The following is a 24,038-nucleotide window of genomic DNA, read 5'->3' as shown; positions in this document are numbered from 1 at the left end:
CCACGACGGATCAGGCGCCGGACGGCGAGGCGACGTGATCGGGGCGGCCCGCACGGACGCCGGAGCGGCGGCGGACCCGGGCCGGCGGAGGGGGCAGCGCCCGCCGGTCGACCTTGCCGTTGGCCGTGGCGGGCAGCTCGGGCAGGAGGACGTAGCGTACCGGCACCATGTGGTCAGGTAACGCCTCGGCGAGGAAGGCGCGCAGCGCCGGCTCGGTCAGCCGGGCCGGGTCGGCGTCGCGCTCGGCGACCAGGTACGCCACCAGGGTCGGCGCGGCGCCCAGGTCCTCGCGGAGCAGCACGACGCTGTTGGCCACGAGCGGGTGCCGGTTGAGGGTCGACTCGATCTCCCCCAGCTCCACCCGCTGCCCGCGGATCTTGACCTGGGTGTCGACCCGGCCGACGTAGTTGAGGTGGCCCTCCGGCGACCACCAGACCAGGTCCCCGGTCCGGTACACCCGCTGCGGCCGGCCGGCGACCGTCACCTCCACGAACCGCTCGGCGGTCAGGTCGGGCCGGCCGGCGTAGCCGCGCGCGAGGCAGTCCCCGCCGACCACCAGCTCCCCCACCTGGCCCAGCGGGACGAGATCGTCCCGGTCGTCGAGCACGTACGCGACGACGTTGCTGATCGGCCGGCCGATCGGCACGGTGTCCGCCGGTTCGGGCCGGCGGCACTGCCAGGCGGTGACGTCGATGGCCGCCTCGGTGGGGCCGTACAGGTTGTGCACCCGCACCCCGGGTAGCACGGCGGTGAGCTTGTTGACCAGCTTCGGCGGCAGCGCCTCCCCGCTGCAGATCACCCGGCGCAGGTCGGCGCAGCGGTCCAGTCCCGCCTCCTCGACGAAGAGGGCCAGCATGGAGGGCACGAAGTGGACGGTGGTCACCGACTCCCGGGCGATCACCTCGACCATCTCCTGCGGGTCGCGGTGCGCCTGCGGCTGCGCCGTCACCAGGGTGGCGCCGGTGAGGAAGGGCCAGAGCAGCTCCCACACCGAGACGTCGAAGGTGTACGGCGTCTTCTGCAACACCACGTCACCCGGGCCGATCCGATAGGTGTCCTGCATCCAGACCAGGCGGTTGGCCAGCGACAGGTGCGTCATCTGCACGCCCTTGGGCGCGCCCGTCGACCCGGAGGTGAAGATCACGTACGAGAGGCCGTTGACCACCTCCTCCGGCGCCCGGTGGCCGCGCCAGTCGACCGGCGGGGCAGGCCGGTCGCCGCCGTCCAGCGGGCGGACGGGCACGGTCGGCTCGGCGCCGAGGGCGGCCTGCCCCGCCGGGTCGGCCAGCACCAGCGCCGCCCCGGCGGTGCCGAGCATGAGGTCCAGCCGGGGCCGCGGGTGCGCCGGGTCGACCGGCAGGTACGCCGCACCGGCCAGCAGCACGCCGAGCACCGCGACCACCAGCTCGGGGCTGCGCTCGGCGCAGAGCCCGACCACCGACCCCGGCCCCACCCCGTCCGCGCGCAGCCGCCCGGCCACCGCCGCCGCCTCGTCCAGGAACTCGCGGTAGCTGAGGTGGCGGCCGTCGCCGCGCAGCGCGACGGCGTCCGGGGTGCGTGCCGCCTGCCGGCAGATCAGCTCGTGCACCGGGGTGCGCGGGGCGGGCGTCGGCGCGGGGTTGAAGCCGAGCAGGGTCCGGCGTTCCTCGGGGCCGACCAGCGTCGCCTCCCGTACCGGCCGGTCCGGGTGGGCGGTGAGCCAGGCGTGCAGGGTGCGCAGGCGCTCCGGCAGCCACCGGGCGTCGCCGTGGTGGCGCAGGAAGCGCACCGGTAGGCTGCCCAGGGTGGCCGCGACGCCGCCGGCGGCGGCCGGTGCGGGCAGCAGCACGTCCGGCACCCTTGCGGGCAGCAGCACGTCCGGCACCGCCGCCGCCGGGGACAGGCTGCGCGCCTGCGCGCGTACCTGGTCGAGGGTGTGCTCGGGGCACACGCGCAGCCGCAGCTCGCCGCGCGGGCCGTGCACCGCGACCTCGGTCGCGCCGCCGAGCCGGTGGCAGAGCACGGCCGCCACCGCGGCGGCGAGGTCCAGGTCGTCGTGACGGCCGGTCACGCGGTCACCAGCCCGGCGAGCACGCGCGGCGTGGCGTCCGCGGTGAGGGTGTCGATCGGCACCCGCACCCCGTAGCGGCGCCGCACCTGGCTGATCATGCGGATGAGCAGCAGCGAGTCGCCGCCGACCGCGAAGAAGTTCGTGTCCGGGCCGATCTCCGGGACGCCGAGCAGGTCGGTCCAGAGCGCCACGATCTCCCCCACGAGTCCGTCCTCGCCGCCGGCCGGCGACGCCGGGAGGTCCGGGACCGGTGCCGGGTCGTCCGGGACCGGCGGTGCGGCGTCGAGCCAGTGCCGGGTGGGGGCGAACGGGTAGCCGGGCAGCGCGACCCGCCGGCTGCCGGTGTCGCCGCGCAGCGCCGGCCAGTCCACGCCCACCCCGGCCGTCCAGAGCGCGCCGATGCCGGCCAGCACGTCACCGGCGTCCGGGCGGGCCGTCGGCCGTGGCTGCAGGGCGTAACCGGGCACCGGCCGGCCCTGCGGGGTCTGCCGGGCGGCGCCGGTCAGCGCGCTTCCCGGCCCCACCTCGACCAGGACCGGGTCGGGCAGGCCGAGCGCGGTCAGCAGCGCGTCGTGGTAGCCGACCGGGCTGCGCAGCTGGGTCGCCCAGTAGCCCGCCGGGCGGGACAGCCCCTTGCCGAGCAGCGCGCCGTCCACTGTGTTGATCACCGGAACGGTGCGGGGACGCCGGTCCACCCGGTCGGCCTCGACGCCGAACCGCCGGGCCGCGTCGGCCATCATCCGGCTGTGGAAGGCCCGCCGGGCGGGCAGCGCCCGCCAGTGCACGCCCGCCCCGGTCAGCCGCTCCCGCAGCGCGTCGAGCTGCGCCACCGGCCCGGCCACCACGGTCAGGTCGGGGGCGTTGCGCGCGGCCACGTCGAGCTCCTCCAGGCCGGCCAGGTGGGGGGTGAGAACGGGTGGGGAGGCGAGGACGGCCAGCATGCCGCCCTCGGGTGCGTCGTGCATGAGCCGGCCCCGGGTCGCCACCAGGCGCAGCATGTCGTCGCCGGCCAGCTCCCCGGCCAGCGCGGCGGCGGCGAACTCGCCGACGGAGTGGCCGACCAGCGCGGCCGGGCGTATCCCCCAGGAGAGCAGCAGCCGGCCGAGGGCCAGCTCGTGCAGCGCCAGCACGGGCTGGGTCACGTCGGTGCGGTGCACCACGTCGTGCGGGTCGTCGTCGACCAGCACGTCGCGCGGGTCCAGCCCGAGGATCGGGGTGAGCAGCCGCGCCCCCTGGTCGAGGTCGGCCCGGAACGAGGGGTAACGGTCGTAGAGGCCCCGGGACATGGCGGGGAACTCGGTGCCCTGGCCGGGAAAGAGGAGGACCACGCTGGGCCGGCGGGCCGCCGCCCGGGCCGGGGCGCGGCGCAGCCGGGTCGCCGTCTCGGCGAGGTCCCGGGCGGCCACCGCGAGCCGGTGCGGGAAGTGCCGGCGGTACGACTGCAGGGTGCGGGCGACGTCGGCCAGCGGCAGGTCGGGGCGCTGCCGCAGGTGCTCGCCGAGCTGCTCGGCGGCGGCCCGGACCGCCTCCGGGGTACGCCCGGAGAGCACCACCAGCTCGGTGCGCTCCCCGGGCGGGACGGTCGGGTCCGGCACGTCCGGCCCGTCCCCCTCCTCCAGCACCACGTGGACGTTGGTGCCGCCGAGGCCGAACGCGCTGACCCCGGCCCGGCGCGGCGTGCCGTCGGTCTCCCAGGGCCGGGCCACGGTGTCCACCGTGAACGGGGTGGAGCCGTCGAGCAGCTCGGGCCGGGCCTGCTTCAGGCCGGCCAGCGGCGGGATCTGGCGGAAGTGCAGGGCCAGCGCGGCCTTGATGAGCCCGGCGACGCCGGCCGCCGCGTCGAGGTGGCCGACGTTGGCCTTGACCGAGCCGAGCGAGCAGGGCCGGGCGCCCCGGGTGAAGACCTCGGTCAGCGCGGACAGCTCGATGGCGTCGCCGACCTCGGTGGCGGTGCCGTGCGCCTCCAGGTAGCCGACGGTGGCGGGCTCCACCCCGGCGGCGGCGTACGCGCGGGTCAGCACGTCGATCTGGCCGGCGACCCCGGGGGCGGTGTAGCCGACCTTCAGGTTGCCGTCGTTGTTCACCGCCGAGCCCCTGATCACCGCGTAGACGGTGTCGCCGTCGCGGCGGGCGTCCTCGGCGCGCTTGAGCACCACCAGGGCGACGCCGTTGCCGGGCACGGTCCCCTCCGCGGTGGCGTCGAACGGGCGACAGGTGCCGTCGGCCGACATGATGCCCTTGGTCTCGTACAGGTAGCCGGAGTGCTGCGGCACGGCCACGCAGGCCCCGCCGGCCAGCGCGACGTCCGAGTCACCGGCGCGCAGGCTCTGCGCGGCCAGGTGCACCGCCACGAGCGAGGTCGAGCAGGCGGTCTGCACGGTGACGGCGGGCCCGCCCAGGCCCAGCCGGTAGGCGATCTTCGCGGCCAGGTGGTCCTTCTCGTTGCCGAGCACCACCGACAGCAGCCCCTGCGCGTCGACCAGGCCGGGCCGCGCGAAGACGTGGTTCAGCGCGTAGTAGTTGAAGCCCGCGCCGGCGAAGACGCCGACCCGGCCGAAGGGCGCGTCGGTGGTGAGCCCGGCCGACTCCAGCGCGGCCCAGGCGGTCTGCATCAGCAGGCGGTGCTGCGGGTCGGTGGTCTCCGCCTCCCGGGGGGTGATGCCGAAGAAGGCGGCGTCGAAGAGCTCCGGGTCGGCCAGCATCCCGCGCGCCGGCACGTACGCGGGGTCGTCCAGCCGGTCGGCGGGCACCCCGGCGGCCAGCAGTTCGCTGCGGGTCAGCGAGCTGATGGTGATCCGTCCGGCGGCCAGGTTGGACCAGTACTGCCAGACGTCGGCGGCGCCGGGGAACCGGCCAGCCATGCCTACGATCGCGATGTCGCCGTTCATGAGGGTGCGCCTGCTCCTTCGGTCTGTGCGTGCAGATGCCGGGCCAGCGTCTGGACGGTCGGAAAGCGGTAGAGGTCGGTCAGCGGGATGGTCCGGCCGGACAGCCGCTCCTGGAGCAGCCGGCGGACCACGGCCAGCCGCAGGGACTCCCCGCCGACGTCGAAGAAGGCCTCGTCGAGGTCGAAGTCGTCGGTGCCCAGGGCCTCCACCCACGCCCCCGCGACCAGCTCCTCGAACTCGGTCAGCGACGCCGAAGCCGAGGCCGGGGACGACGCCGAGGAGGAGGCCGGGGAGTTCGCCGCGGCGGCCGCGGTGGGGGGCGCGGTGGCGACCAGGGCGGCCAGCACACGCAGGTCGACCTTGCCGTTGCGGTCCAGCGGAAACTCGGCCACGGTGTGCCACTGCTGCGGGCGGGCGTACGGGGCCAGCTCCGGCTCCACCGCCCGGCGCACCTCGGCCACGTCGACGCCGTCCGCGTCGGGCTTCAGGGCGGCGCACAGGCGCACCCCGGTCGCCGGGTCGCCGACGGTGAAGACCACCGCGTCGCGTACGCCGGGGCGGGCGCGCAGCCGGCGCTCGATGTCGACCAGCTCGACCCGGTGGCCGGCGATCTTCACCTGGCGGTCGTTGCGGCCGAGGAACCGCAGCTGCCCGTCCGCGCCCCAGCGCACCAGGTCACCCGTGCGGTACAGGCGCGTCCCCAGCTCCGCGGAGCGGACGAACGAGGCGTCCGTACGGGCCGGGTCGTCGAGGTAGCCGTCGGCGAGCCCGGTCCCCGCCGCCCACAGCTCGCCGACCGCCCCGGGCGGGACGAGGCGTCCGCCCGGACCCACGACGTGCAGGTCGGTGCCGCGTACCGGCCCGCCGATCGGCAGCGGGTCCGGGGTGGCCTCGGCGTGGTCGACCGAGTACGTGGTGGTGAACGTGGTGTTCTCGGTCGGACCGTAGCCGTTGGTGAGCCGCAGCCCCGGGCAGGCGGCCAGCGCCCGGCGCACGTGCGCCGGGGAGACCACGCCGCCGCCCGTGAAGAGCTGCCGCAGCCCGGCGAAGGCATCCGGCCGGTGGTCGGCCACCAGGTGAAAGACGCCCGAGGTGAGCCAGGCGTGGCTGACGGCCTCGGCGCGCAGGAACCCGGTCAACGCGCTGGGCGTCGGCTCCCCGGCGGGGAAGACCACCACGGTGTCCCCGTTGGCCAGCGGCACCAGCAGCTCCAGGGTGGACGCGTCGAACGCCAGCGGCGACAGGCGCAGCATCCGCATGCCCGGCCGGTCGACGAAGAGCCCCGGGTCGTCGGCGAGGCGCAGCACCGCCCGGTGCGGGACGACGACGCCCTTCGGCACGCCGGTCGAGCCGGAGGTGAACGAGGTGTACGCGGTCCGGTCCGGCCCGGCCGGTGCCGCCTCGGGGCCGGCGTCGACGACCGGGGCCGGGTCGTGGAGGTCGACCAGCGGGCAGTCGGCCACGCCGGAGCGGTGCGGTCCGGGTGCGTCCACGCCGAGCCGGGCGCGGGGTGCGACCGCCTCGACCAGGTGTGCCCGCCACTCGTCGGTGGCGTCGCGGTCGACCGCCACGTAGTACGCGCCGAGGCGCAGCACGCTTAGCACCGCCACCGCCTCCGCCGCCGAGCGCGGCAGCTCCAGCAGCACCCCGTCGCCGGCCCGTACCCCGCGGGCGTGCAGCAGGCCCGCCTGGGCGACGGCCCGGTCGTGCAGTTCGCGGTAGGTGAGGGTGAGCCCGGCCTGCGGGTCGACCAGCGCGATCCGGTCGCCCGCGGCGCGGGCGTGGCGGGCGAACCGGTGCCACACGTCGTCGGTGGTGTGGTGGGGGCCACCGCCGCCCAGGGTGCGCAGCCGGTCCCGCTGGGCCGGCGAGAGGGTGCCGACCTCGCCCAGGGGCGCGTCGGGGTCGGCGGCGAGCGCGGCCAGCGCCGCCCGGAACGACTCGACCAGCTCGCCGGCCTCGGCGGCGGTGAGCGCCGACGTCGCGTACTCCAGGGCCAGCCGCGGGCGCGCCGACCAGGACTGCAGGTAGAGCAGGGCGTCGAAGACCGCCCCGTGGCAGTGCCCCTCGTGCAGCCGCCAGCGCCGGCCGCCCCCGGTCAGCTCGTCGGGGACCAGCTCGTGGTGGGCGGCGAAGCCGAGCTGCGCCAGCGGGTTGCGCGCCGGGTCGGTGGGGACGTCGAGCGCCGCGACGACCCGCTCGAACGGCACGTCGGCGTCGGCCGCCGCCTCGCCCAGCGCCCCGGCCACGCCCCGGACGTGCTCGCGTACGGTCAGCGCGTCGCCGCTCGCGCAGCGCACCGGGACGACCCGGGTGCACAGGCCCACGATCTCCGCCATGCCCGCCTCGAAGCGGCCCGCCGCGGGGACCCCGAGGACCAGGTCGTCCAGCCCGGCGTGGCGGGACGCGGCCAGCGCCCAGCCCGCCATGACCACCGACGTCACGGTCACCCCGCACCGGCGGGCCAGGTCGGTCACCGCGCCGGCCGTCGCCGGGTCGAGGTGGAAGTGCAGGCGCGCGCCCCGCCCGTCGGCCTCGGCCAGCGGGGGCAGGTCGGTGGCGAGGGCCACCGTGGCCGGCGCGCCCGTCAGCCGGGCCCGGATCCGGGCCAGCGCGGCGTCCACCTCCCCGGCCGCCTCCCGCGCGGCCAGCCGGCTGCCGATCCAGTCCGGGGAGGGCGCGGGCGCGGTCGCCGCCACGTCGTCGCCGGGTGGTGCGCCGCCCGCCGCGTCGGCGGCGTAACGCGCGGTGAACTCCCGCCAGAGCAGCCCGATGCTCCAGCCGTCGCTGACCACGTGGTGCACCAGCAGGGTCAGCAGGTCCCGGTCCCCCGCCCGGGTCAGCACGAACACGACCGGTGGCTCCTCGAAGGGGCGCAGCAGCCGCCCCGCCGCGGTGCCGTACAGGTCGTGCACGGTGCGGACCGCGTCGTCGCCGGGCAGCGCCTGGTGCAGCAGCCGCGGCTGGTACGGCGCGGGCAGCACGATCCGGACCTGCCGGGGCTCGTGGACGAAGCGGGTGCGCAGAGCCTCGTGCCGGGTGGCCAGTTCCCCCAGCACCCGGCGGACGCGGGCCGGGTCCAGCGGACCGTCCGCTTCCAGGGTGAACATCAGGTGGTAGGGCGCGTCCCGGTCGAGCAGGTGCGCGGCGAGCATGGACCGCTGGCCGGGCAGCAGGTCCCGTTCGGCGGGCCGCCGCGCGAGCACCGGCGGGGCGGTGTCGACGTACTCGACCGCGTCGGCGAGCACCTGCGCCAGCGGCAGAGCGGACAGCAGCCGGCCCGCCTCCACGTGCGCCCGCAGCTCCCGCTGGCCGAGCGCGACCAGCGCGATGGCCTGCAACGAGGTGCCGCCCAGGCCGACGAAGGACTCGGTGGCCGCCACCTGACGCAGGTGCTCGGGCGCGACGCCGAGCACCTGGGCCGCCAGCGGCGTCCAGGCGGCCAGGTCGGGGCGGTCCATCACACCGCCTCCGCCGCCGGCCGGTCCGCCGACACCTGGCCCGCCACCGCACGCAGGTCGGCGAAGCGGGGATTCTCCAGCACGTGACCGAACATCACCGCGAGGTTGAGCTCCTGGCGGATCAGGGTGCTGAGCCGAAGCGCGCTCAGCGAGTGGCCGCCGAGGTCGAAGAAGTCGTCGTCGTCGTCGACCGTGTCGACGCCGAGCACCTCCTTCCACAGCTCCTCGAACTCGGCCACCCAGGTCCGGTCGTCTACGTCGCGCATCAGTGGTGCCTCTCTGTGTCCAGGTGGGTAGCGGGGGCGTCCAGGTAGTGCCGGGTGGCGGCGAAGGGGTAGGTGGGGGCGGGCACCCGCCGCCGCCCCGTGTCGTACGCGGGATCCCAGGGGCCGGCCAGGCCGAGCTGCCACAGCGCGCCGACGGTCGCCAGCAGCCGGGCGTGCCGGTCGGTGGGCAGCGCCGACGGGTCCGGCCCGAACCGGGGGGTGACGCTCGTGCCGACCTCGATCCAGAGCAGCCGGTCCGCATCGGGTGGGAGCGGCTGCGGCGCGGCCGGGGCGAGCGCCGCCGCCCGCCAGCGGGTCGGATCGGCGCACTCGGCGTCGGTGAGCGGTTCCCCGCCGGCGGCCCGCAGCGGCAGCTCGGCGGGGCGGGGCCGGGCCGGGTCGCGGTCGCCGCGCAGCAGCGCCACCGCCTCCAGCAGGGTGAGCACCCCGGCCACCACCGCGCCGGCCAGCAGGCCGAGGCCGGTGCCGGCCAGTTCGCGGGGCGCGATCCCCCGACCGTGTAGCGACCGGGCCAGGCCGACGCAGGCGACCAGCCGGTTGACCCGCTCCCGGGCCGGCTCGTCGAGGGGCTGCCCGCGCAGCAGCGCCGCCCCCTCGTCGGCGGTGGCCCGGTAGACCGGGTCGGCGTCGTAGTTCGGCCGGTTGCCGGTCAGCTCGCCGGCCGCGGTGAGGTACAGGCCCACGCCCCGCGCCCGCGCCTTCGCGTCGACCTGCCGCGCCGCCGGCCCCGGCACACCGGCCCCGACGGCCGGAGCGTGCCGGCCGGTGAGGAACGCCGCCCGCCAGGGCAGCTCGGCGCGGCCGGTCCGCAGCGTGTACGCGACGTCGGCCAGGTCGCCGGGGGCGGTCCGGGCCACGAAGTCCACCGCGCGGTCGACGCTCTCCTGGGCCGCGGTGGCCGTCTTCGCGGAGACGAGGACCAGCTCGGTGACGTGCCGACGGCGGCGGGACGCGGGGTCCGGGGCGGCTTCGAGGACGACGTGCGCGTTGGTGCCGCCGATGCCGAAGGCGCTGACCCCGGCCCGCAGCACCCCGTCGATCGGGGTCCAGGGCCGCGCCGCCACCGGCAGGTCGAAGACGGAGCCGGCCAGCTCGACCCGGGGGTTGGGGGTGCTCAGGTGGGCGATCGGCGGGACGGTCCGGTGTTTCAGCGCCAGCACCGTCTTGACCAGCCCGATCACGCCGGCCGCGGTGTCCAGGTGCCCGACGACCGACTTGACCGCGCCGAGCGCGCAGGGGGCGCGGTCGGGCCGGTCGCTGTCGAAGACCTGCCGCAGGGCCGCCACCTCGATCGGGTCGCCCAGCGCGGTGCCGGTGCCGTGCGTCTCGATCAGCCCGACGGTGTCCGGGTCGACGCCGGCCACCTCCAGCGCCGCCGAGATCACCGCCGCCTGGCCGGTGGGGCCGGGCGCGGTGAAGCCGGCCTTGCGCAGGCCGTCGTTGTTGATCGCCGACCCCCGGACGACGGCGTGCACGGTGTCCCCGTCCCGGCGGGCGTCGGCGAGGCGCTTGAGCACCACCACGCCCGCCCCGTCGCCGGGCACGGTCCCGTCGGCGGCGGCGTCGAAGGCCCGGCACCGGCCGTCGGCGGAGAAGATGCCGCCGGGCTCGTACCGGTGTCCGCGCCGCGTCGGCGGCGCCACCGTCGCCGCCCCAGCCAGCGCCACGTCGGCGTCGTACGTCAGCAGCGCCTGCACCGCCTGGTGCACCGCGACCAGCGAGGTCGAGCAGGCGGCCTGCACCGTGACCGCCGGGCCCTGCAGGTTCAGCTTGTACGCGATCCGGGTGGCCGCGAAGTCCTTGTCGCTGCCGATGATCAGCCCGAGGCCGCCGGCCGCCTCGACGGCGCGCTGGTTGGGCCAGACGTTGTCGAGCATGTAGACGTTGAGCCCGGTGCCCACGTACACCCCGATCCGGTTGCCGTCGGCGGCGACCGGTGGCTGGCCGGCGTGCTCCAGCGCGGCCCACGCGCACTCCAGCAGGACCCGCTGCTGGGGGTCCATCAGCGCGCTGTCCGACGGCGAGTAGCTGAACAGCCGGTGGTCGAAGCGGTCCGCGCTCTCCAGCACCGCCCGGGCCGGCACGAAGTCGGGATGCTCGACGAGGTCCTTCGGCACGCCCCAGCCGAGGAGCTGCTCCGGGGTGAAGAAGCTGACCGCGTCGATGCCGTGCACCACGTGGTGCCAGAACCGGTCCAGGTCCCGGTCCGCGCCGGGGACGCGCACGGCCAGGCCGACCACGGCCACCGCGGCGTCGTCGTCGGGCTCAACCACGGCCGCCTCCGGCACCGCGCCGCCGACCGGCGAGCAGGGCCCGCCCCTGGTGGCGCTGGGCGACCCGCGCGTCGGCCAGCACCGGGGCGGCCTCGCGCAGCCGCGCCGCGCAGCCGGCGACCGTGCCGGCCCGGAACAGGTCCGTCACGGAGACCTCCAGCCCCTCGTCGGCGAGCCGCTGCTGCAACGCGATCAGCGCGAAGCTGTGCCCACCCAGGTCGAAGAAGTTGTCGTGCAGCCCCACGTCGGAGCGGCCGAGCACCTCGCTCCAGCAGGCCCGTACCCGCTCCTGGAGGTCCGTGCCGGCGGCGCGGTCGGCGGCCGGGGCCGGCGCGGCGGCCGTCCGGGCCGCGCGGGTCTCGGCCAGCAGGCGGGCGGTGTCCACCTTGCCGTGGGCGGTGAGCGGGATCGCCTCGACGGTGAGGATCCGGGCCGGCACCATGTAGGCGGGCAGCGTCTGCCGGACGTGGCCGCGCAGCTCGCGTTCGGTGTCCGGGCCGGTCCCGCCGACGACGAAGGCGACCAGTTGGTCGTCCTCGGCCGCCACCGCGCACGAGCGCACCGCCGGGTGGCTCAGGAACGCGCTCTCGACCTCGGCCAGCTCCACCCGGTAGCCGCGCAGCTGCACCTGGGTGTCGTTGCGGCCGAGGTAGATCATGTTGCCGTCGGTGCCCCACTTGACCACGTCGCCGGTCTTGTACATGGCTCCCCGCCCGTACGGGTCGGGCAGGAAGCGGGCGGCGGTCAGCTCGGGGTTGTTCACGTAGCCGTGCGCGACGAGCACCCCGCCGCAGTACAGCTCGCCGGGCACGTCCACCCCGGTCGGGCGCAGCCGTTCGTCGAGGACGTAGCACCGGGCCGAGGGCAGCGGCACGCCGATGGTGCCCTCCCGGACCCGGGCCAGCTCGGCGGTGGGCGCGGCGAAGATCGTGCAGTGGATGGTGCCCTCGGTGATGCCGTACATGTTCACGAAGACCGTGTCCAGCTGGGGCGCCCCGCCGACCAGCTGGGTGAGCCGGGCCCAGCTCAACGCCTCGCCACCGAGGACGACGTAGCGCAGCCGGGACCACCCGCCGCCGAGCTGCCGCAGGTAGGGCGGCAGCAGCCGGTAGAGGGCGCCCGGGGTCTGGAACACCGCCGTGACCGCCTCCCGGTGCACCAGGGCGGCGAGCCGCTCCCGGTCGACCAGGTCCGCCTGGTCGGCGACGACCAGCCGGCCGCCGGTGGTCAGCGCCCCCCACATCTCCCACACCGAGGCGTCGAACGAGAAGGAGCTGGCCGCCAGCCACACGTCGTCGGCGGAGACGTCGAGACCACCGGGGGTGGGGGTGTTCAGGGCGTCCAGGCCGCCGTGCCCGACCAGCACGCCCTTGGGCACCCCGGTCGAGCCGGAGGTGTAGATGACGTAGGCCGGGTCGTCCCCGGCGGGGTAGGCCCGTGGCACCTCGGCGGCCCCGTCGAGGGTGTGCGGGTCGGCCAGCCGGATGCCCCGGTCGGCGGTGAGCGCCCCGGCGGTCCCGGCGGTGCCGGGCTCCGCCAGCATGATCCGCAGCCCGGCGCTGGCGGTGATCAGGTCGAGGCGCTGCCGGGGATACTCCGGGTCCAGCGGCACGTAGACGGCGCCGAGCCGCCACACGCCGACGATGGCCGCGATCACCGCGGGTGAGCGGCCGAGCAGCAGCCCGACCCGGTCGCCGTGGCCGATCCCCAGGTCCGCGAGGCCGGCGGCGATCCGTCCGGCCCAGCGGTCCAGCTCGGCGTAGGTCACCGTCGCGTCGCGGTGCCGCACCGCCACCGCGTCCGGGGTACGCGCCACGTGCTCGTCGAAGCGGCGCAGCACCGACGGGTAGCCGATCGGCTCGGCGGTCAGCGGCGGGTTCACCTCCTCGACGAGCAGCCGGTGCTCGGCCGCGTCCACCATGGACGGCTCGGCGTCCGGCTCGTCCACGATCGCGCGCAGGAAGGTCAGGTAGTGCCGCAGCAGCGTGGCGACGGTCTCCTCGGTGAACAGCTCGGTGCTGTACTCGGCGCGCAGGAACGGGGCGTCGGTGGAGACGTCGAGGGTGAGCCCCACGTCGAACTTCGTGACGTCGACCTCGACGTCCACCTCGGTCAGCTTCACCCCGTCGAACTCGGGAAAGGCGAACGGGAAGTTCTGCACGGTCAGCGAGGTCTGGAACAGCGGCGCGTGGCTGAGCTGCCGCTCCCCCACGGTGGCCCGCACGATCTCCTCGAACGGCACGTCCTGGTTGGCGAAGGCGGCCATGCTGGCCCGGCGGGCCCGGTCGACCAGCTCGGCGAAGCGGGGCCGGTCGGCCAGGTCGAGCCGGATCGGCAGGGTGTTGACCAGGCAGCCGACCAGGCGCTCCTCGGCCTCGTCCATCCGGTTGGCCACCGGGACCCCGATCACCACCTCGTCCTGGCGGGCGTAGCGGGACAGCACCGCGGCGTAGGCGGCCAGGGTCACCGCGAACAGCGTCGCGCCGTGCTCCCGTGCCCACGCGGTCAGCCGGTCGACCAGCCCGGCGTCGACCGGCCGGCGCAGCACCGCGCCCCGGTTGCCGAGCACGCTCGGCCGGGGGAAGTCGGTGAGCAGCGCGAGCTGCGGGACGTCCCGCAGCGTGGTGCGCCAGAAGTCCAGCCCGGAGCCGTCCCGCTCCCAGTCGGCGCGCTGCCGCTGCGCGTACGCCAGATAGGACTCGGCGGGTTCGGCGTGGCCGGCGCCGTCGGCCCCGGCCAGCGCGGCGTTGTACTCGGCGGCGAGGTCGCGCAGCAGCAGGCCGACCGACCAGCCGTCGCAGGCGATGTGGTGGACCAGCACCGCCAGGGTGTGCTCGTCGGGCCCCCAGGAACGCAGGTACGCGCGCAGCACCGGGCCCTCGTCGAGCGCGAACGCCCGACGCGCCTGCTCGGCGACCAGGGTCCGCAGGAACCCCTCCTGGGTGTCCCGGTCGGCCCACTCCCCGGCCTCGATCTCGATCTCCGCCTGCGGGGAGTCCGCCACCAGCTGGACGAGCACCCCGTCCACCAGCGCGAACGTGGTACGCAGCGCCTCGTGCCGAGCGGTGACGCGCAGCAGGGCCGCGCGCAGCGCCTCGGGGTGAAGCGTGCCGTGCAGGTGCACCCCGAAGGCCACCACGTAGGCCGGGTTGCCGGGTTGCAGCTGGTTGAGGAAGTAGAGCCGTTCCTGAGCGAACGAAGCACGACCGGTACGAACCATGCACCGATCGTGGCCGCCCGGGCACCCCGCCCGACAGAGCGGGCTTTCCCGCCCCGGCAGGGAAAACCTCCCGGTCGGCTGGCGGACAGATCCGCCGGACCCGGCCCGCCGGCGGGCCCACGGTCACCGTCCCGGCCACCGCCGCGGAGCCAGGGTTACGCGAGGTCGGGGTGGCACCGCGCGCGGTGCCACCCCGACCTGGGACCCGACCGGGGGTCAGTACTCGCCGCGCCCGAAGGCGGCCAGCTCGGCGGAGTGCGCCGGGTTGCTGACGTACGTGGCGCCGATCGGCGCGGTGACCCGGCACCACATGTCGAGCCGGTCGACGTCGATCCCGGCGGCGGCGGCCAGCTCGTCGCGGCGGCGTACCATCTCCACGCGATCCAGCCCCTCGAGCACGTAGTCGACGGCGTCGAAGCAAGGGTCGCCGGCGCAGGCCATCGGGTCGATCGCCACCAACCCCCGGGCGCCGCCGCTGAGCACGTTGCCCAGGTGCAGGTCGCCGTGGAGCAGCACGGTCTCGGTGGGCACCGCGAAGAGGTCGTCGCGCAGCCGCTTCGACCCGGCGAGGTCGGCGCCCCGCCGGACCGCCGAGTTGAACAGCACGTCGATCCAGTCGGTGAGCTGTCGGGGCGCGGCGGCCGGGTCACCGGCGGCGTGCAGGTCGGTGAGGAAGCCGGCGTAGTCGGCGGGGGTGGGCGGCTGCGCCATCTTCTCCACCAGCGTGCCCGGCCGGATCGACTCCAGCAGCACCGCGCCCCGGGCCGCCGCCAGCACCACCGGCACCCGCCCGCTGGGCCCGAACTGACGCAGCATGTCGACCTCCTCGCGCACCGCGTAGCTGTCCGGTGACAGCTTCAGCACCGCCTCGCCCTGCGGGCCGGTGCAGCGGAACACCACCGAGGAGTTGCCGGACTTGAGCTGCTCACCGAGGGTGAGCCCCCACTCGGCGACGAGATCGGTCAGCCGCTGCGGCAAGGTGCCGGCCCAGCGGTGGGCGGCCTTGCCGAAGCGCGGCTCCAGCCGGTTGGCGATGGCCTCCAGGTCCAGGGTCATACGGTTCATCCCTCCACCGAGCGCAGGCTGGCCAGTGCCGCCGGGCCGCCCGCACGGCGCAACGGCATCGCGCCAGCGCCGTGCAGGCGGGGACTCCCGCCGCCGGCCACCAGGTCGAGCCCCGGCCGGTACGGCCGCGGGCGGGCGAACCGGGCCTCGCGGGCCACCTCGATCGCCTCGTACCGGTCCGACACGTTCAGTTTGTTGAAGATCGTCGAGATGTGGTTGCTGATCGTCTTCGGGGACAGGTTGAGCCGGGCGGCGATCGCGGCGTTGCGCATGCCCGCCGCGATCAGCTCCAGCACCTGCCGCTCGCGCTCCGTCAGCTCCGGGAACATCTGCTGGTTGCGCGGCTCCCGGCCGAGCTGCCCGATGAGCAGGTCGGCCACCCGGGGACCGAGGATCACCTCGCCGGTGGCCAGGCCCCGGACCGTCCGCACGATGCCGTCGCCGGGGCAGCTCTTGAGCACGTACCCCCGGGCGCCGGCACGCATGGTGGTGACCACGACGGCCTCGTCCTCGACGGCGGTGAAGACCAGCACCGCGGTCGACGGCGAGACCCGGGTGATCTCCTGAAGAGTGCCGGCCTGGAAGTCCGGCATCGCGATGTCGAGCACGAGCACGTCGGGGCGGGCCGACGCCGCGCTCCGCAGCGCCGCCTGCGCCGATCCCGCCTCGGCCACCACGTCGATCTCAGTCGAGGTGGACAGCAGGGCGATCAGCCCCCTGCGCACCACCGGCTGAGCGTCGGCCAGCACCACCGTCACGACCCGGGGTTGTGCCCCGTCCGCGACCTCCTCCGGATCCCGACTCATCGTATGAGCCAGGTCCGTGGACGAGCCAACGCCGACCATTGCCACACCTCACCCCGTCCCCAAGCAGCCCGCGACGCCTCCCGGCGGGAGGGCGTCGCGGGAACGGATCGCCTCATCGGCGTGAACAGCTACCTACATCTACTAGAACAACACATATACACGATCGGCGGGCCCCCCTGTCAATCATCCGACCTATTTTCCGAGGTCAATTACGTAAACGAAGATGGATCGCAGCTACTGTCAGTCAGAAACATTTCAGCGCCGATGGTGGATTCCAAGGTCACGACCTGCGCCTACGGTCGTCCGGCCGGCGGGATCCGCCCCGATCTGCGCCTACGCCTAGCGCAGCGGCCCCGGGTTGTCCAGCGGAAAACTTCCCGGACGGCCGGGAAGTCGTCCCGCCCGCCGCCGCCCGCAGGCCCTGTCCATCCGCCACCCCGATCACGATTATTGATGACGACCGCGCCATTACACCAGGATGTGGGAACATGCCCTTTTCGCGATTGATTGATTATTCGTTCCGTTTGGTGCCGACCGATCCGCTGCGCAGGAAACTGATCGCGATCCGGCTGGCCGAGTCGATCGGCAAGGGCGTCTTCCTCAGCGGCAGCGTCGTCTACTTCACGCTCCGCGTCGGGCTCGACGCCAAGCAGGTCGGCCTGGGCCTCTCCGCGGCCGGCCTCTCCGCCTTCGTGTCGTCGGTGCTCTTCGGGGTGATCGCCGACCGGGTGGGCGCGCGGCGGCTGCTGATCGTCCTGTTCACCACCCTGGCGGTCGGCTTCGGCCTCTACACCCTGGTGGGCAGCGCGGCGCAGTTCTACGCCCTGGTGGTCGCCGTCGGGTTCATCGAGTACGGCACCGGACCGACGAACGGGGCCCTGGTCGGCAACCTCGTGCCCGCCGACGAACGGGTCAAGCTCAAGGCGATGATGCGCTCGGTGTTCAACATCGGCTTCAGCATCGGCATCGGGGTGGCCGCCGTCGCCGCCCTCAGCCAGCGGCTGCTGGTGCTCATCCCGCTCACCACCGCCGCGCTGATGGTCGGCGCCGCGCTGCTGGTCACCCGCCTGCCCGACGCGCCGTCACGGCCGGTGCCGGTGGGCTTCAAGCGCTTCGCCGCCGTACGCGATCCGCGCTTCCTCGCGGTCATCGGCGTCTCCACGATCCTGGCCTCGCACGTCAGCGTCATCCTGGTCACCATGCCGCTCTGGGCACTCAACCGCACCACGCTGCCGCACTTCCTGGTGCCACTGCTGCTGATCTTCAACACCGTGTTCGTCATCCTGTTCCAGGTCCGGGCCAGCCGCGGCGCGGACACCGTGGCGGGAGCCGGCCGGCTCGCCCGGCGCTCCGGCTACTGGCTCGCCGGCGGATGCCTGGTCATCGCCCTGACCGCGCTTGAGGACAACGTGGCGCTCGCCTGCGTGGCGATCGTCGCCGGCGTGCTGATCCTCTCGGTGGCCGAGGTGATGCAGGCCGCCTCCGGCTGGGGACTCGCCTTCGGGCTCGCCCCCGAGCACGCCCAGGGCGAATACCTGGGCGCGTTCGACCTGCACGTCATCACGCAGAACATCGTCGGCCCGGCGGTGCTCTCCGGCCTGGTCATCACGTTCGGGTTCTGGGGGTGGCTGGGCATCGCCCTCGCCGCGCTCGCCGCGTCGGCGTTGATCGTCCCGGTCGCGCACCGCAGCCAGGTCACCCTCGAGCCCGAGCCCGCCCCGGCGACCAGCCGCTGACGGGCACGGCCAGCGCGGCTGCCACCGCACCGTCCCGCCCTTCTCCTGAGCTGCCCCGATCCGTCGTCCACTCGTTGTCCACAAGGCACACCTAGCCTTTCACCAGTGCTTCGAGGGCATCGGACGACAGGGGGCCCACGGTGACAGAGCTACGCTCGACGGGTCGCTCGGTGCAGACGATCTACGACTCGATCGCGAGCACGTACGACCACGTCACCCGACGCAACGACTACGACCGCTGGGTCGCGCTCTACCTGGACCTGATCGGGCGCCACGGCGCAGCCGGACGACGCCTGCTCGACCTGGGCGCCGGCACCGGCCAGGCCGCCATCCGCTTCGCGCAGGCGGGATACCAGGTCACCGCGGTCGACGTCTCGCCGGAGATGCTCCGGCAGGCACGGGCGAAGCCGGGCGCCGAGCAGGTCCGCCTCGTCGTCGCGGACCTGCGGGAGCTGCCCGACCTCGGGGTGTTCGACGTCGCGGTGACGCTGGGCGAGCCGTTCATCTACCTGCGCGACGAGCAGGAGCTGTCGGCCGCGCTGCGCGGGGTGTCCGCCCTGCTGGCGCCGGGCGCCCTGTTCGTCTTCGACCTCGGCACCGCCGGATTCCATCGGCGGCACCCGTCGCGCGTGGTCGTGGAGGACAGCGAGGACGAGTTCACCGTCGTACGCGGGGCGTCGTCGCGGCGCGACCCGCACGGCTCGGACTACCTGATCGACCGGTTCACGACCGACGACGGGATCACCTGGCGGCGGTTCCACCAGCGGCACGAGTTCTCGTACTTCGCGCCGGACGTGGTCGAGCGGCTGCTGGCCGAGGTGGGCCTGACGCACCTGGCCACCCACGGGCTGCACCTCGGTGAGCTGACCGACAACGCCGACGAGGAGCTGCACCGCAAGAGTTTCGTCGTCGCGCGCAAGCCGGGCTGAAAGCTTGCCCAGGCCGCCGCATGCCGTGCGGCACCGGGTCGGGGCCGGTGCCGGGGAGCCCCTGGAGGCGAGAGGAGGTGTCCGATGAAGATCGCCGACTGGAGCGAGTGACCCGCGGTCCCGTGGCGGGTCGCCTCCCGCGCCGGCCGCAGGAGCGGCCCGCCACGGACCGGGCACGCGCAGGGCCCCCGGGTGCCCCGGGAAGGGGACGCCGGTGGACGCGGACCGACCTCCCGTCACACGTGGCGCCGCTGCGGGTGCCGGCGTTCCGGCGTTACTGGGGCGCCGTGAGCGTCTCGACCGCCGGGGACGGGGTGCTGTCGGTGGCGGTGCCCGTCGCCGCCGCAGTGCTGCTCGGCGCGGGCCCGGCCCAGATGGGCTGGCTGACGGCGCTGGCGTGGATCCCGAGCGTCCTGTTCGCCATTCCGGCGGGAGGGTGGGTGGCCCGCTTCCGGCACCCGCTGACCCCCATGATCGGCGCCGACGTCGTCCGCTTCGCGGTGACCGCGTCGCTGCCGGCGGCCTGGTGGCTGGGCTGGTTGCACCTGCCCGCCCTGTACGCGCTCACCGCGGTCGTCGCGAGCGCGTCCGTGGTGTTCGTCGTGGCCGATGCCGCTCTCTTCCCCACCCTCCTCGACGACGACCGCCTCGTCGCCGGCCAGTCGCTGGTCTACAGCGCCCGCACCGTGGCGTCCGTGGCGGGATCCGGTGCCGGCGGTCTCCTGGTCCCGGTCCTCTCCGCCCCCGTCGCGGTGGCCGCGGACGCGCTGTCCTACCTCTGGTCGGCCGCCCTGCTGACCAGGATCGACCGCCCTGCGGCACGGACGCCGCCACGACGGACCGCACCGGTCTCCACCACGGGGCTGCGCTTCATCATGGCCAGCCCAGCCCTACGTGGCGCGCTCGGCGTCACCACCACCGCCAACTTCTTCAACCTGATGTTCCACGCTCTCCTCGTCCTGTTCCTCACCCGGACGCTGCACCTGTCCGCAGCCGTGACCGGGCTCGTGCTCGGTGCCGAGGCCGCCGGGGCCCTGGTGGGATCCATGGCACTCCCGGCGGTCGCCCGGCGCCTCGGGATGCCCCGGAGTCTGGTGGCCGGCAGTCTGCTCTCCGCCGCGCCGCTGACGGCCGTCGCGGTCGCGGCCGGTCCGGCGGTGGTGATCGTGACCGTCGTCCTCGTCGCCTCGTTCCTGTCCGGGGTGGGCCGCTCGGTGCAGGACATCAGCGTCGCCGCCACCTTCGTCGCCACCGTGCCGGTGCCGCTGCGCGCCCAGGTCCGTGGGGCCTACCAGACGATCAGCTTCGGGGTACGCCCGGTCGGCGCGGTGCTCGGCGGGCTGGTGGGGCAGTCGGTCGGGCTGCGGCCGGCGGTCGTCCTCGCGACGGCCGGTGGCCTGCTCGCGTTCCTCTGGGCGCTGCCGTCCCTGCGGTCCCCGCGCGAGGCGCGACGGGCACCGGAAGCCTGACGGCGGCGCGACACCGTCAGGCCCCGCCCCTACCGGTGCCGCGCACCGGGACTTCATGCCGACGACTGGAATCGATGATGTCGCGGCGGAGCAGGCGGCCGAATCCGGCGCGGTCGAGTCGTCGGATCAGCCCGTCCCGGTCGGTGCGGAGCGCGGCGGCGGTGGCATCGAGGTCCCAGTCGGTGGCGGCGAGTTGGGACAGCAGGTGTCCGCGGCGGGTCTGCGCGGCCGACAGCCGAAACGTCTTGAGGTACGCCAACGCGCCGGCCTCTTCGGTGATGGTCTCGCCGATGTGGTTCTCGGCGTCGGGGTCGAAGGCGGGCAGGAACCGGGACAGGGTGAAGCGGCCCATGCGCTGAACCGGGGTGCTGGTGAGTCGCTCGGCGGTGAGCAGCCCGTCGGCCATGAGGACGTGCGACGCCGCCCAGTCGGCGTTCACCCGGGCCAGTTGGGCGCGCAGGTCGGCGATGCTGGCGATGCGGGTGTCGTCGAGACGGAAGGTGAAGTCCGGTACGGCTGGATACAGCTGGGTGTAGTGGAACAGCAGTTCGCCGTAGAAGTCCTGCAACAGTGTGGGGTGCAGGGCGCGGTAGTCGTCCGGGTGCGGGACGACGAACGCGGCGGCGAGCGCGTCGGCGACATAGAGCAGCATGCCGCACTGGTCGGGGTGGATCTCGAAGACGCGAAGTGCCTCGTCGAGGCCGGTGATGGTGGCGCCGGTGTAGCTGGCCTCCACGCGGGGGGACAGCCCTCGGGTGACGGCGTCGCGGGTCCATTCCTGCCAGGCGACGGGCGGGCCGCCGAACTGCAGCGTGAGGTACCCCTCCATGGCCAGGTGCAGCGGCAGGAACCGCAGCCGTTGCCTGTCCTCACGGCGAGCCATGCGGCGGCGCGACGCCAGCCGGATGCCGGTGGGAGCGCCGGTGTCGGCGGGGTCACGCAGCTGGGTGCCGTACGCGGCGGCCGGGGTGGCGTCGGTGGTCCAGGTGGCGACGAACGCGTGCGGGAGGTAGGAGAGGTACCCGGTGCGTGGCCCGGTGCGAACCATCGACAGTTCGTCGGGGTCGTAGAGGCGGGCGTGCAGACGCAGGTCGGTGATGGGGACCGGCCGCAGTAGCGGGACGAGGCGGACCGCACCCCACGTCTGGGCGGGGCCGGCGGCCAGCCCGGTCAGATCGATTCCGCCGGCTACGGCCGTCACGACGCTGCCTGCTCGGCGTTGAGGAACCGTTCGACCCGGTCGGCGAGGTGGCGGCGTAGCTCGTCGAAGCCGGCACTGCCGGTGGCGAAGCGGGCCAGCTCGACGAGCGCGGCGGCATCCTCGGCGTCGCGGACACCTACCGTGGCCACGCCGGCGGCGAGACGACGCACGTCGAAGGTGTCGGCGTCGTAGACCGGGTTGAGGTGCACGACGCTCGTGGCCTGGTGGGGATCGAGGCGGGTACGCCAGACCCGCAGCACCTCGGCGGCCTGCCCGGGTGGGTCGTTGTCCCAGCCGTCGGAGACGATGACGAGCCGGTCGGGGCGACGCTCGAGGGCGTCGACGAGGCGCAGGCCCAGCCCGGTGGCGCCGACGGGGTGTACCAGCAACGGTTCGCCGCGGTGGTGCAGCCACAGCCCGGCGTAGTCGGCGGCGAGGGCCTCCAGCAGATAGTGCGTGGCCAGGGCGACGGCCAGCGGCCGGCCGCGCTTCACGCCGGAGCCGGCAGCGGAGTAGCTGTCGTCGAGGACGGCCACCACCCGGCCCCAGGTGCCCGCCTGCCGGCGGGCGGCGCGGCGCGCGGCGGCCCGCAGCGCTCCGGTGAGCTCGTCCCGTCGCCGGGCGCGTTCCGGGCGAGGCAGTGACAGCGCGTAGATCGCGAGACGCGTCAGGGGCGCGGTGGCCAGGTCCAGGGCGACCGCCGCGACCTTGTGCCGTGCGGCGGCCCCCTGCAAACGCAACCGTTCGCCGTCGGTGAGCTTGGGCGCGATGCCGGACAGGAACCGGGTCCGGTCGATGCCGTGCTGGGCGGCCAGTCCCTCGGCGACGGTGTACGGCAGCTCGTACAGGGCGCGCTGGTCGTAGTGGGCGCGTCGCCACGCGTCCAGGATCGGGGTCTCGTAGCGCTTCGGACGGCGCCAGTCGAACAACACCGTACCGACCTCGCCGGGAAGTGGGAGGTGGGCGTGGCGGGCGGCGACCGACAACGATCGGCGGTACTTGACCGCGTCGAAGGCCGGGTCGGGCCGGGCGGCCACCCAGTCGCGCACGATGGCGCGGGTACGCCGGTTGTTGATCCCCAGCCGGCGCAGTTCGCGGAACACGCCGTACACCCGCTGCGGCGGCAACGTCCGCAACCGTGCGGCGATCAGCCGCCCTTCCGTCGCGCGCTGCTGGTCGCTCGCCTCCCGGGCGGTGCGTAGCAGGTTCGTCACGACCATGCCGGTGTTGAAGTGGTTGACGTCCAGGGCCAGGGTCGCGGCGTACAGGTCACGGTAGTTGCCCAGCACGTACTCGTGGAGGAACGCCAACGACAGGCGCTGCGTGGCGGCTCCGGAGCGGAACTCACGCTGGCCCGTCGAGGCGATCGCGGCGTTGACGAACATCACCACGTCCTCGCACGCGACCCGATCCGCCCGTGACATGACCGCAGCCGCCTTTCCACACGGTGCTGATGGGGCCGGCCGGGGATTGGGGGCACGAACTGCGAAGCATCGCTTCAGAGGCGGGTTCCGGAAGTCGCACCGAAGTCCCGCGACCGGCCCGGCCACGATACCCGCCACGATCACCACGACGCGACGAGAAAACCGCTCCGAGCCCCGAGGTGGGGACACTCACCACCGCCCCGGCGAAGCCGTGACGAGGCGCTAGTTGCCGACGCCGAGGCTCGACATGAACGCCGCCGGGTAACGGTCACCGCGCGCGGCGCCCTTCGGCACGGCCGCCTCGATGTCTTCGAGGTCGTCGGCCGACAGCTGCACGGCCAGCGCCGGCAGCGCCTCGGCCAGCCGCTGCCGGGTGCGCGCACCGACCAGCGGTACGATGGACGGGTCCTGCGCCGCCACCCACGCGATCGCCAGCTGCGCCACCGTGCAGCCCTTCGCGTCGGCGACCCGGCGCAACGCCTCCACCAGGGCGAGGTTGTGTGACGCGTTCTCGGTGGAGAAGCGGGGACTGTGGTTACGCGGGTCGTCCGCCCGCCCCGGCACCCAGTTCCCCGAGAGCAGGCCGCGACCCAGTACCCCGTACGCGGTCAGCCCGATGCCCAGTTCCCGCAGCGTGGGCAGCACGTCGGCCTCGACCGCCCGCGACAGCAGCGAGTACTCGATCTGAAGATCAGCAACCGGGTGTACGGCGTGCGCCCGCCGGACGGTCTCCGCGTCGACCTCGGAGAGCCCCACATACCGTACGTAACCGGCGTCGATCATCTCCTTGATCGCGCCGATCGTGTCCTCGATCGGCACCGACCGGTCGAGCCGGGCCGGCCGGTAGATGTCCACGTGGTCGACGCCGAGCCGGGTCAGCGAGTAGCTCAGGAAGTTCCGCACCGAAGCCGGGCGGGAGTCCTGACCGGCGAACCGCATGCCCGGCCCCACCTGCTGCCCGAACTTCACGCTCAGCAGATAGCTGTCCCGGTCGCGTCCCCGCAACGCCTCCGACAGCAGCAGCTCGTTGTGCCCCATGCCGTAGAAGTCACCGGTGTCGACCAGCGTGACCCCCGCGTCCAGCGCGGCCCGCACGGTGGCGATGCTCTCCCCGCGATCGGCCGGGCCATACGCGCCCGACATGCTCATCGCCCCCAGCCCCACCGCGGAAACCGTGGGACCCGTGTCGCCCAGAGTGCGTGTCTGCATCGAAACTCTCCCTCGTCGGT

The 24,038-nt window shown here is 74.6% G+C and carries 14 protein-coding genes; 3 read left to right on the top strand and 11 right to left on the bottom strand.

Annotated elements, in window-relative coordinates; genetic code table 11:
* Positions 1 to 10 precede the first annotated feature (10 nt).
* The 8 genes from TK50_RS27340 to TK50_RS27305 all read right to left on the bottom strand — a co-directional run bounded on the left by TK50_RS27340 (position 11) and on the right by TK50_RS27305 (position 16,050).
* Positions 11 to 2,050, bottom strand: coding sequence for an amino acid adenylation domain-containing protein (locus tag TK50_RS27340; protein ID WP_052503956.1), 2,040 nt, complete (start codon positions 2,048 to 2,050; stop codon positions 11 to 13).
* Entirely contained in the window at positions 2,047 to 4,938 is a 2,892-nt protein-coding gene (locus tag TK50_RS27335; RefSeq protein WP_052503955.1) for a type I polyketide synthase, read from the bottom strand. Before TK50_RS27335 ends, TK50_RS27340 begins: the two co-directional genes overlap by 4 nt.
* On the bottom strand, positions 4,935 to 8,399 hold the full coding sequence (locus TK50_RS27330; RefSeq protein ID WP_052503954.1) for a non-ribosomal peptide synthetase: 3,465 nt from the start codon (positions 8,397 to 8,399) through the stop codon (positions 4,935 to 4,937). Before TK50_RS27330 ends, TK50_RS27335 begins: the two co-directional genes overlap by 4 nt.
* A complete protein-coding gene (locus TK50_RS27325) occupies positions 8,399 to 8,665 on the bottom strand; it encodes a phosphopantetheine-binding protein (protein ID WP_043968264.1) in 267 nt (88 codons plus the stop codon). Before TK50_RS27325 ends, TK50_RS27330 begins: the two co-directional genes overlap by 1 nt.
* Positions 8,665 to 10,959, bottom strand: coding sequence for a beta-ketoacyl synthase N-terminal-like domain-containing protein (locus tag TK50_RS27320; protein ID WP_158499199.1), 2,295 nt, complete (start codon positions 10,957 to 10,959; stop codon positions 8,665 to 8,667). Before TK50_RS27320 ends, TK50_RS27325 begins: the two co-directional genes overlap by 1 nt.
* A complete protein-coding gene (locus tag TK50_RS27315) occupies positions 10,952 to 14,179 on the bottom strand; it encodes a non-ribosomal peptide synthetase (protein WP_043968263.1) in 3,228 nt (1,075 codons plus the stop codon). The genes TK50_RS27320 and TK50_RS27315 overlap by 8 nt, the downstream gene beginning before the upstream one ends.
* A 216-nt stretch (positions 14,180 to 14,395) precedes the next feature.
* On the bottom strand, positions 14,396 to 15,235 hold the full coding sequence (locus TK50_RS27310; protein ID WP_052503952.1) for an aminoglycoside phosphotransferase family protein: 840 nt from the start codon (positions 15,233 to 15,235) through the stop codon (positions 14,396 to 14,398).
* Positions 15,236 to 15,240: 5 nt separating this feature from the next.
* The gene (locus tag TK50_RS27305) at positions 15,241 to 16,050 is read right to left on the bottom strand and encodes a LuxR C-terminal-related transcriptional regulator (protein ID WP_082106676.1); all 810 of its coding nucleotides are present in this window, start codon (positions 16,048 to 16,050) and stop codon (positions 15,241 to 15,243) included.
* A 527-nt stretch (positions 16,051 to 16,577) separates the two neighbouring features.
* On the opposite strand from TK50_RS27305, the gene TK50_RS27300 reads away from it, so the two are divergent.
* The 3 genes from TK50_RS27300 (at position 16,578) to TK50_RS27290 (ending at position 20,184) form a co-directional block, all read left to right on the top strand.
* The gene (locus TK50_RS27300; RefSeq protein ID WP_043968262.1) at positions 16,578 to 17,786 is read left to right on the top strand and encodes an MFS transporter; all 1,209 of its coding nucleotides are present in this window, start codon (positions 16,578 to 16,580) and stop codon (positions 17,784 to 17,786) included.
* Between the two features lie 140 nt (positions 17,787 to 17,926).
* Complete coding sequence (locus TK50_RS32395; RefSeq protein WP_082106674.1) at positions 17,927 to 18,715, top strand: class I SAM-dependent DNA methyltransferase; 789 nt, start codon at positions 17,927 to 17,929, stop codon at positions 18,713 to 18,715.
* 20 nt (positions 18,716 to 18,735) lie between these two features.
* Positions 18,736 to 20,184, top strand: coding sequence for an MFS transporter (locus TK50_RS27290; RefSeq protein WP_082106672.1), 1,449 nt, complete (start codon positions 18,736 to 18,738; stop codon positions 20,182 to 20,184).
* Positions 20,185 to 20,200: 16 nt separating this feature from the next.
* Here the strand turns inward: TK50_RS27290 and TK50_RS27285 are convergent, their stop codons facing one another.
* The 3 genes from TK50_RS27285 to TK50_RS27275 form a co-directional block, all read right to left on the bottom strand.
* On the bottom strand, positions 20,201 to 21,385 hold the full coding sequence (locus TK50_RS27285; protein WP_043968258.1) for an ARPP-2 domain-containing protein: 1,185 nt from the start codon (positions 21,383 to 21,385) through the stop codon (positions 20,201 to 20,203).
* Positions 21,382 to 22,809: a hypothetical protein gene (locus tag TK50_RS27280; protein WP_043968256.1), complete on the bottom strand. Its 1,428-nt coding sequence runs from the start codon at positions 22,807 to 22,809 to the stop codon at positions 21,382 to 21,384. The genes TK50_RS27285 and TK50_RS27280 overlap by 4 nt, the downstream gene beginning before the upstream one ends.
* A 222-nt stretch (positions 22,810 to 23,031) precedes the next feature.
* On the bottom strand, positions 23,032 to 24,018 hold the full coding sequence (locus TK50_RS27275; RefSeq protein WP_043968254.1) for an aldo/keto reductase: 987 nt from the start codon (positions 24,016 to 24,018) through the stop codon (positions 23,032 to 23,034).
* Positions 24,019 to 24,038 lie beyond the last annotated feature (20 nt).

This window comes from Micromonospora haikouensis, assembly GCF_000876225.1.
GTDB classification, from domain to species: Bacteria; Actinomycetota; Actinomycetes; order Mycobacteriales; family Micromonosporaceae; genus Micromonospora; species Micromonospora haikouensis.
This window is presented reverse-complemented; position numbering and strand designations above follow the sequence as displayed.

Coding starts and splice junctions, on each gene's coding strand:
- TK50_RS27290 (WP_082106672.1), top strand. CDS start 18,736: ATGCCGTGCGGCACCGGGTCGGGGCCGGTGCCGGGGAGCCCCTGGAGG.
- TK50_RS27275 (WP_043968254.1), bottom strand. CDS start 24,018: ATGCAGACACGCACTCTGGGCGACACGGGTCCCACGGTTTCCGCGGTG.
- TK50_RS27310 (WP_052503952.1), bottom strand. CDS start 15,235: ATGACCCTGGACCTGGAGGCCATCGCCAACCGGCTGGAGCCGCGCTTC.
- TK50_RS27305 (WP_082106676.1), bottom strand. CDS start 16,050: ATGAGTCGGGATCCGGAGGAGGTCGCGGACGGGGCACAACCCCGGGTC.
- TK50_RS27280 (WP_043968256.1), bottom strand. CDS start 22,809: ATGTCACGGGCGGATCGGGTCGCGTGCGAGGACGTGGTGATGTTCGTC.
- TK50_RS27315 (WP_043968263.1), bottom strand. CDS start 14,179: ATGGTTCGTACCGGTCGTGCTTCGTTCGCTCAGGAACGGCTCTACTTC.
- TK50_RS27335 (WP_052503955.1), bottom strand. CDS start 4,938: ATGAACGGCGACATCGCGATCGTAGGCATGGCTGGCCGGTTCCCCGGC.
- TK50_RS27330 (WP_052503954.1), bottom strand. CDS start 8,399: ATGGACCGCCCCGACCTGGCCGCCTGGACGCCGCTGGCGGCCCAGGTG.
- TK50_RS27325 (WP_043968264.1), bottom strand. CDS start 8,665: ATGCGCGACGTAGACGACCGGACCTGGGTGGCCGAGTTCGAGGAGCTG.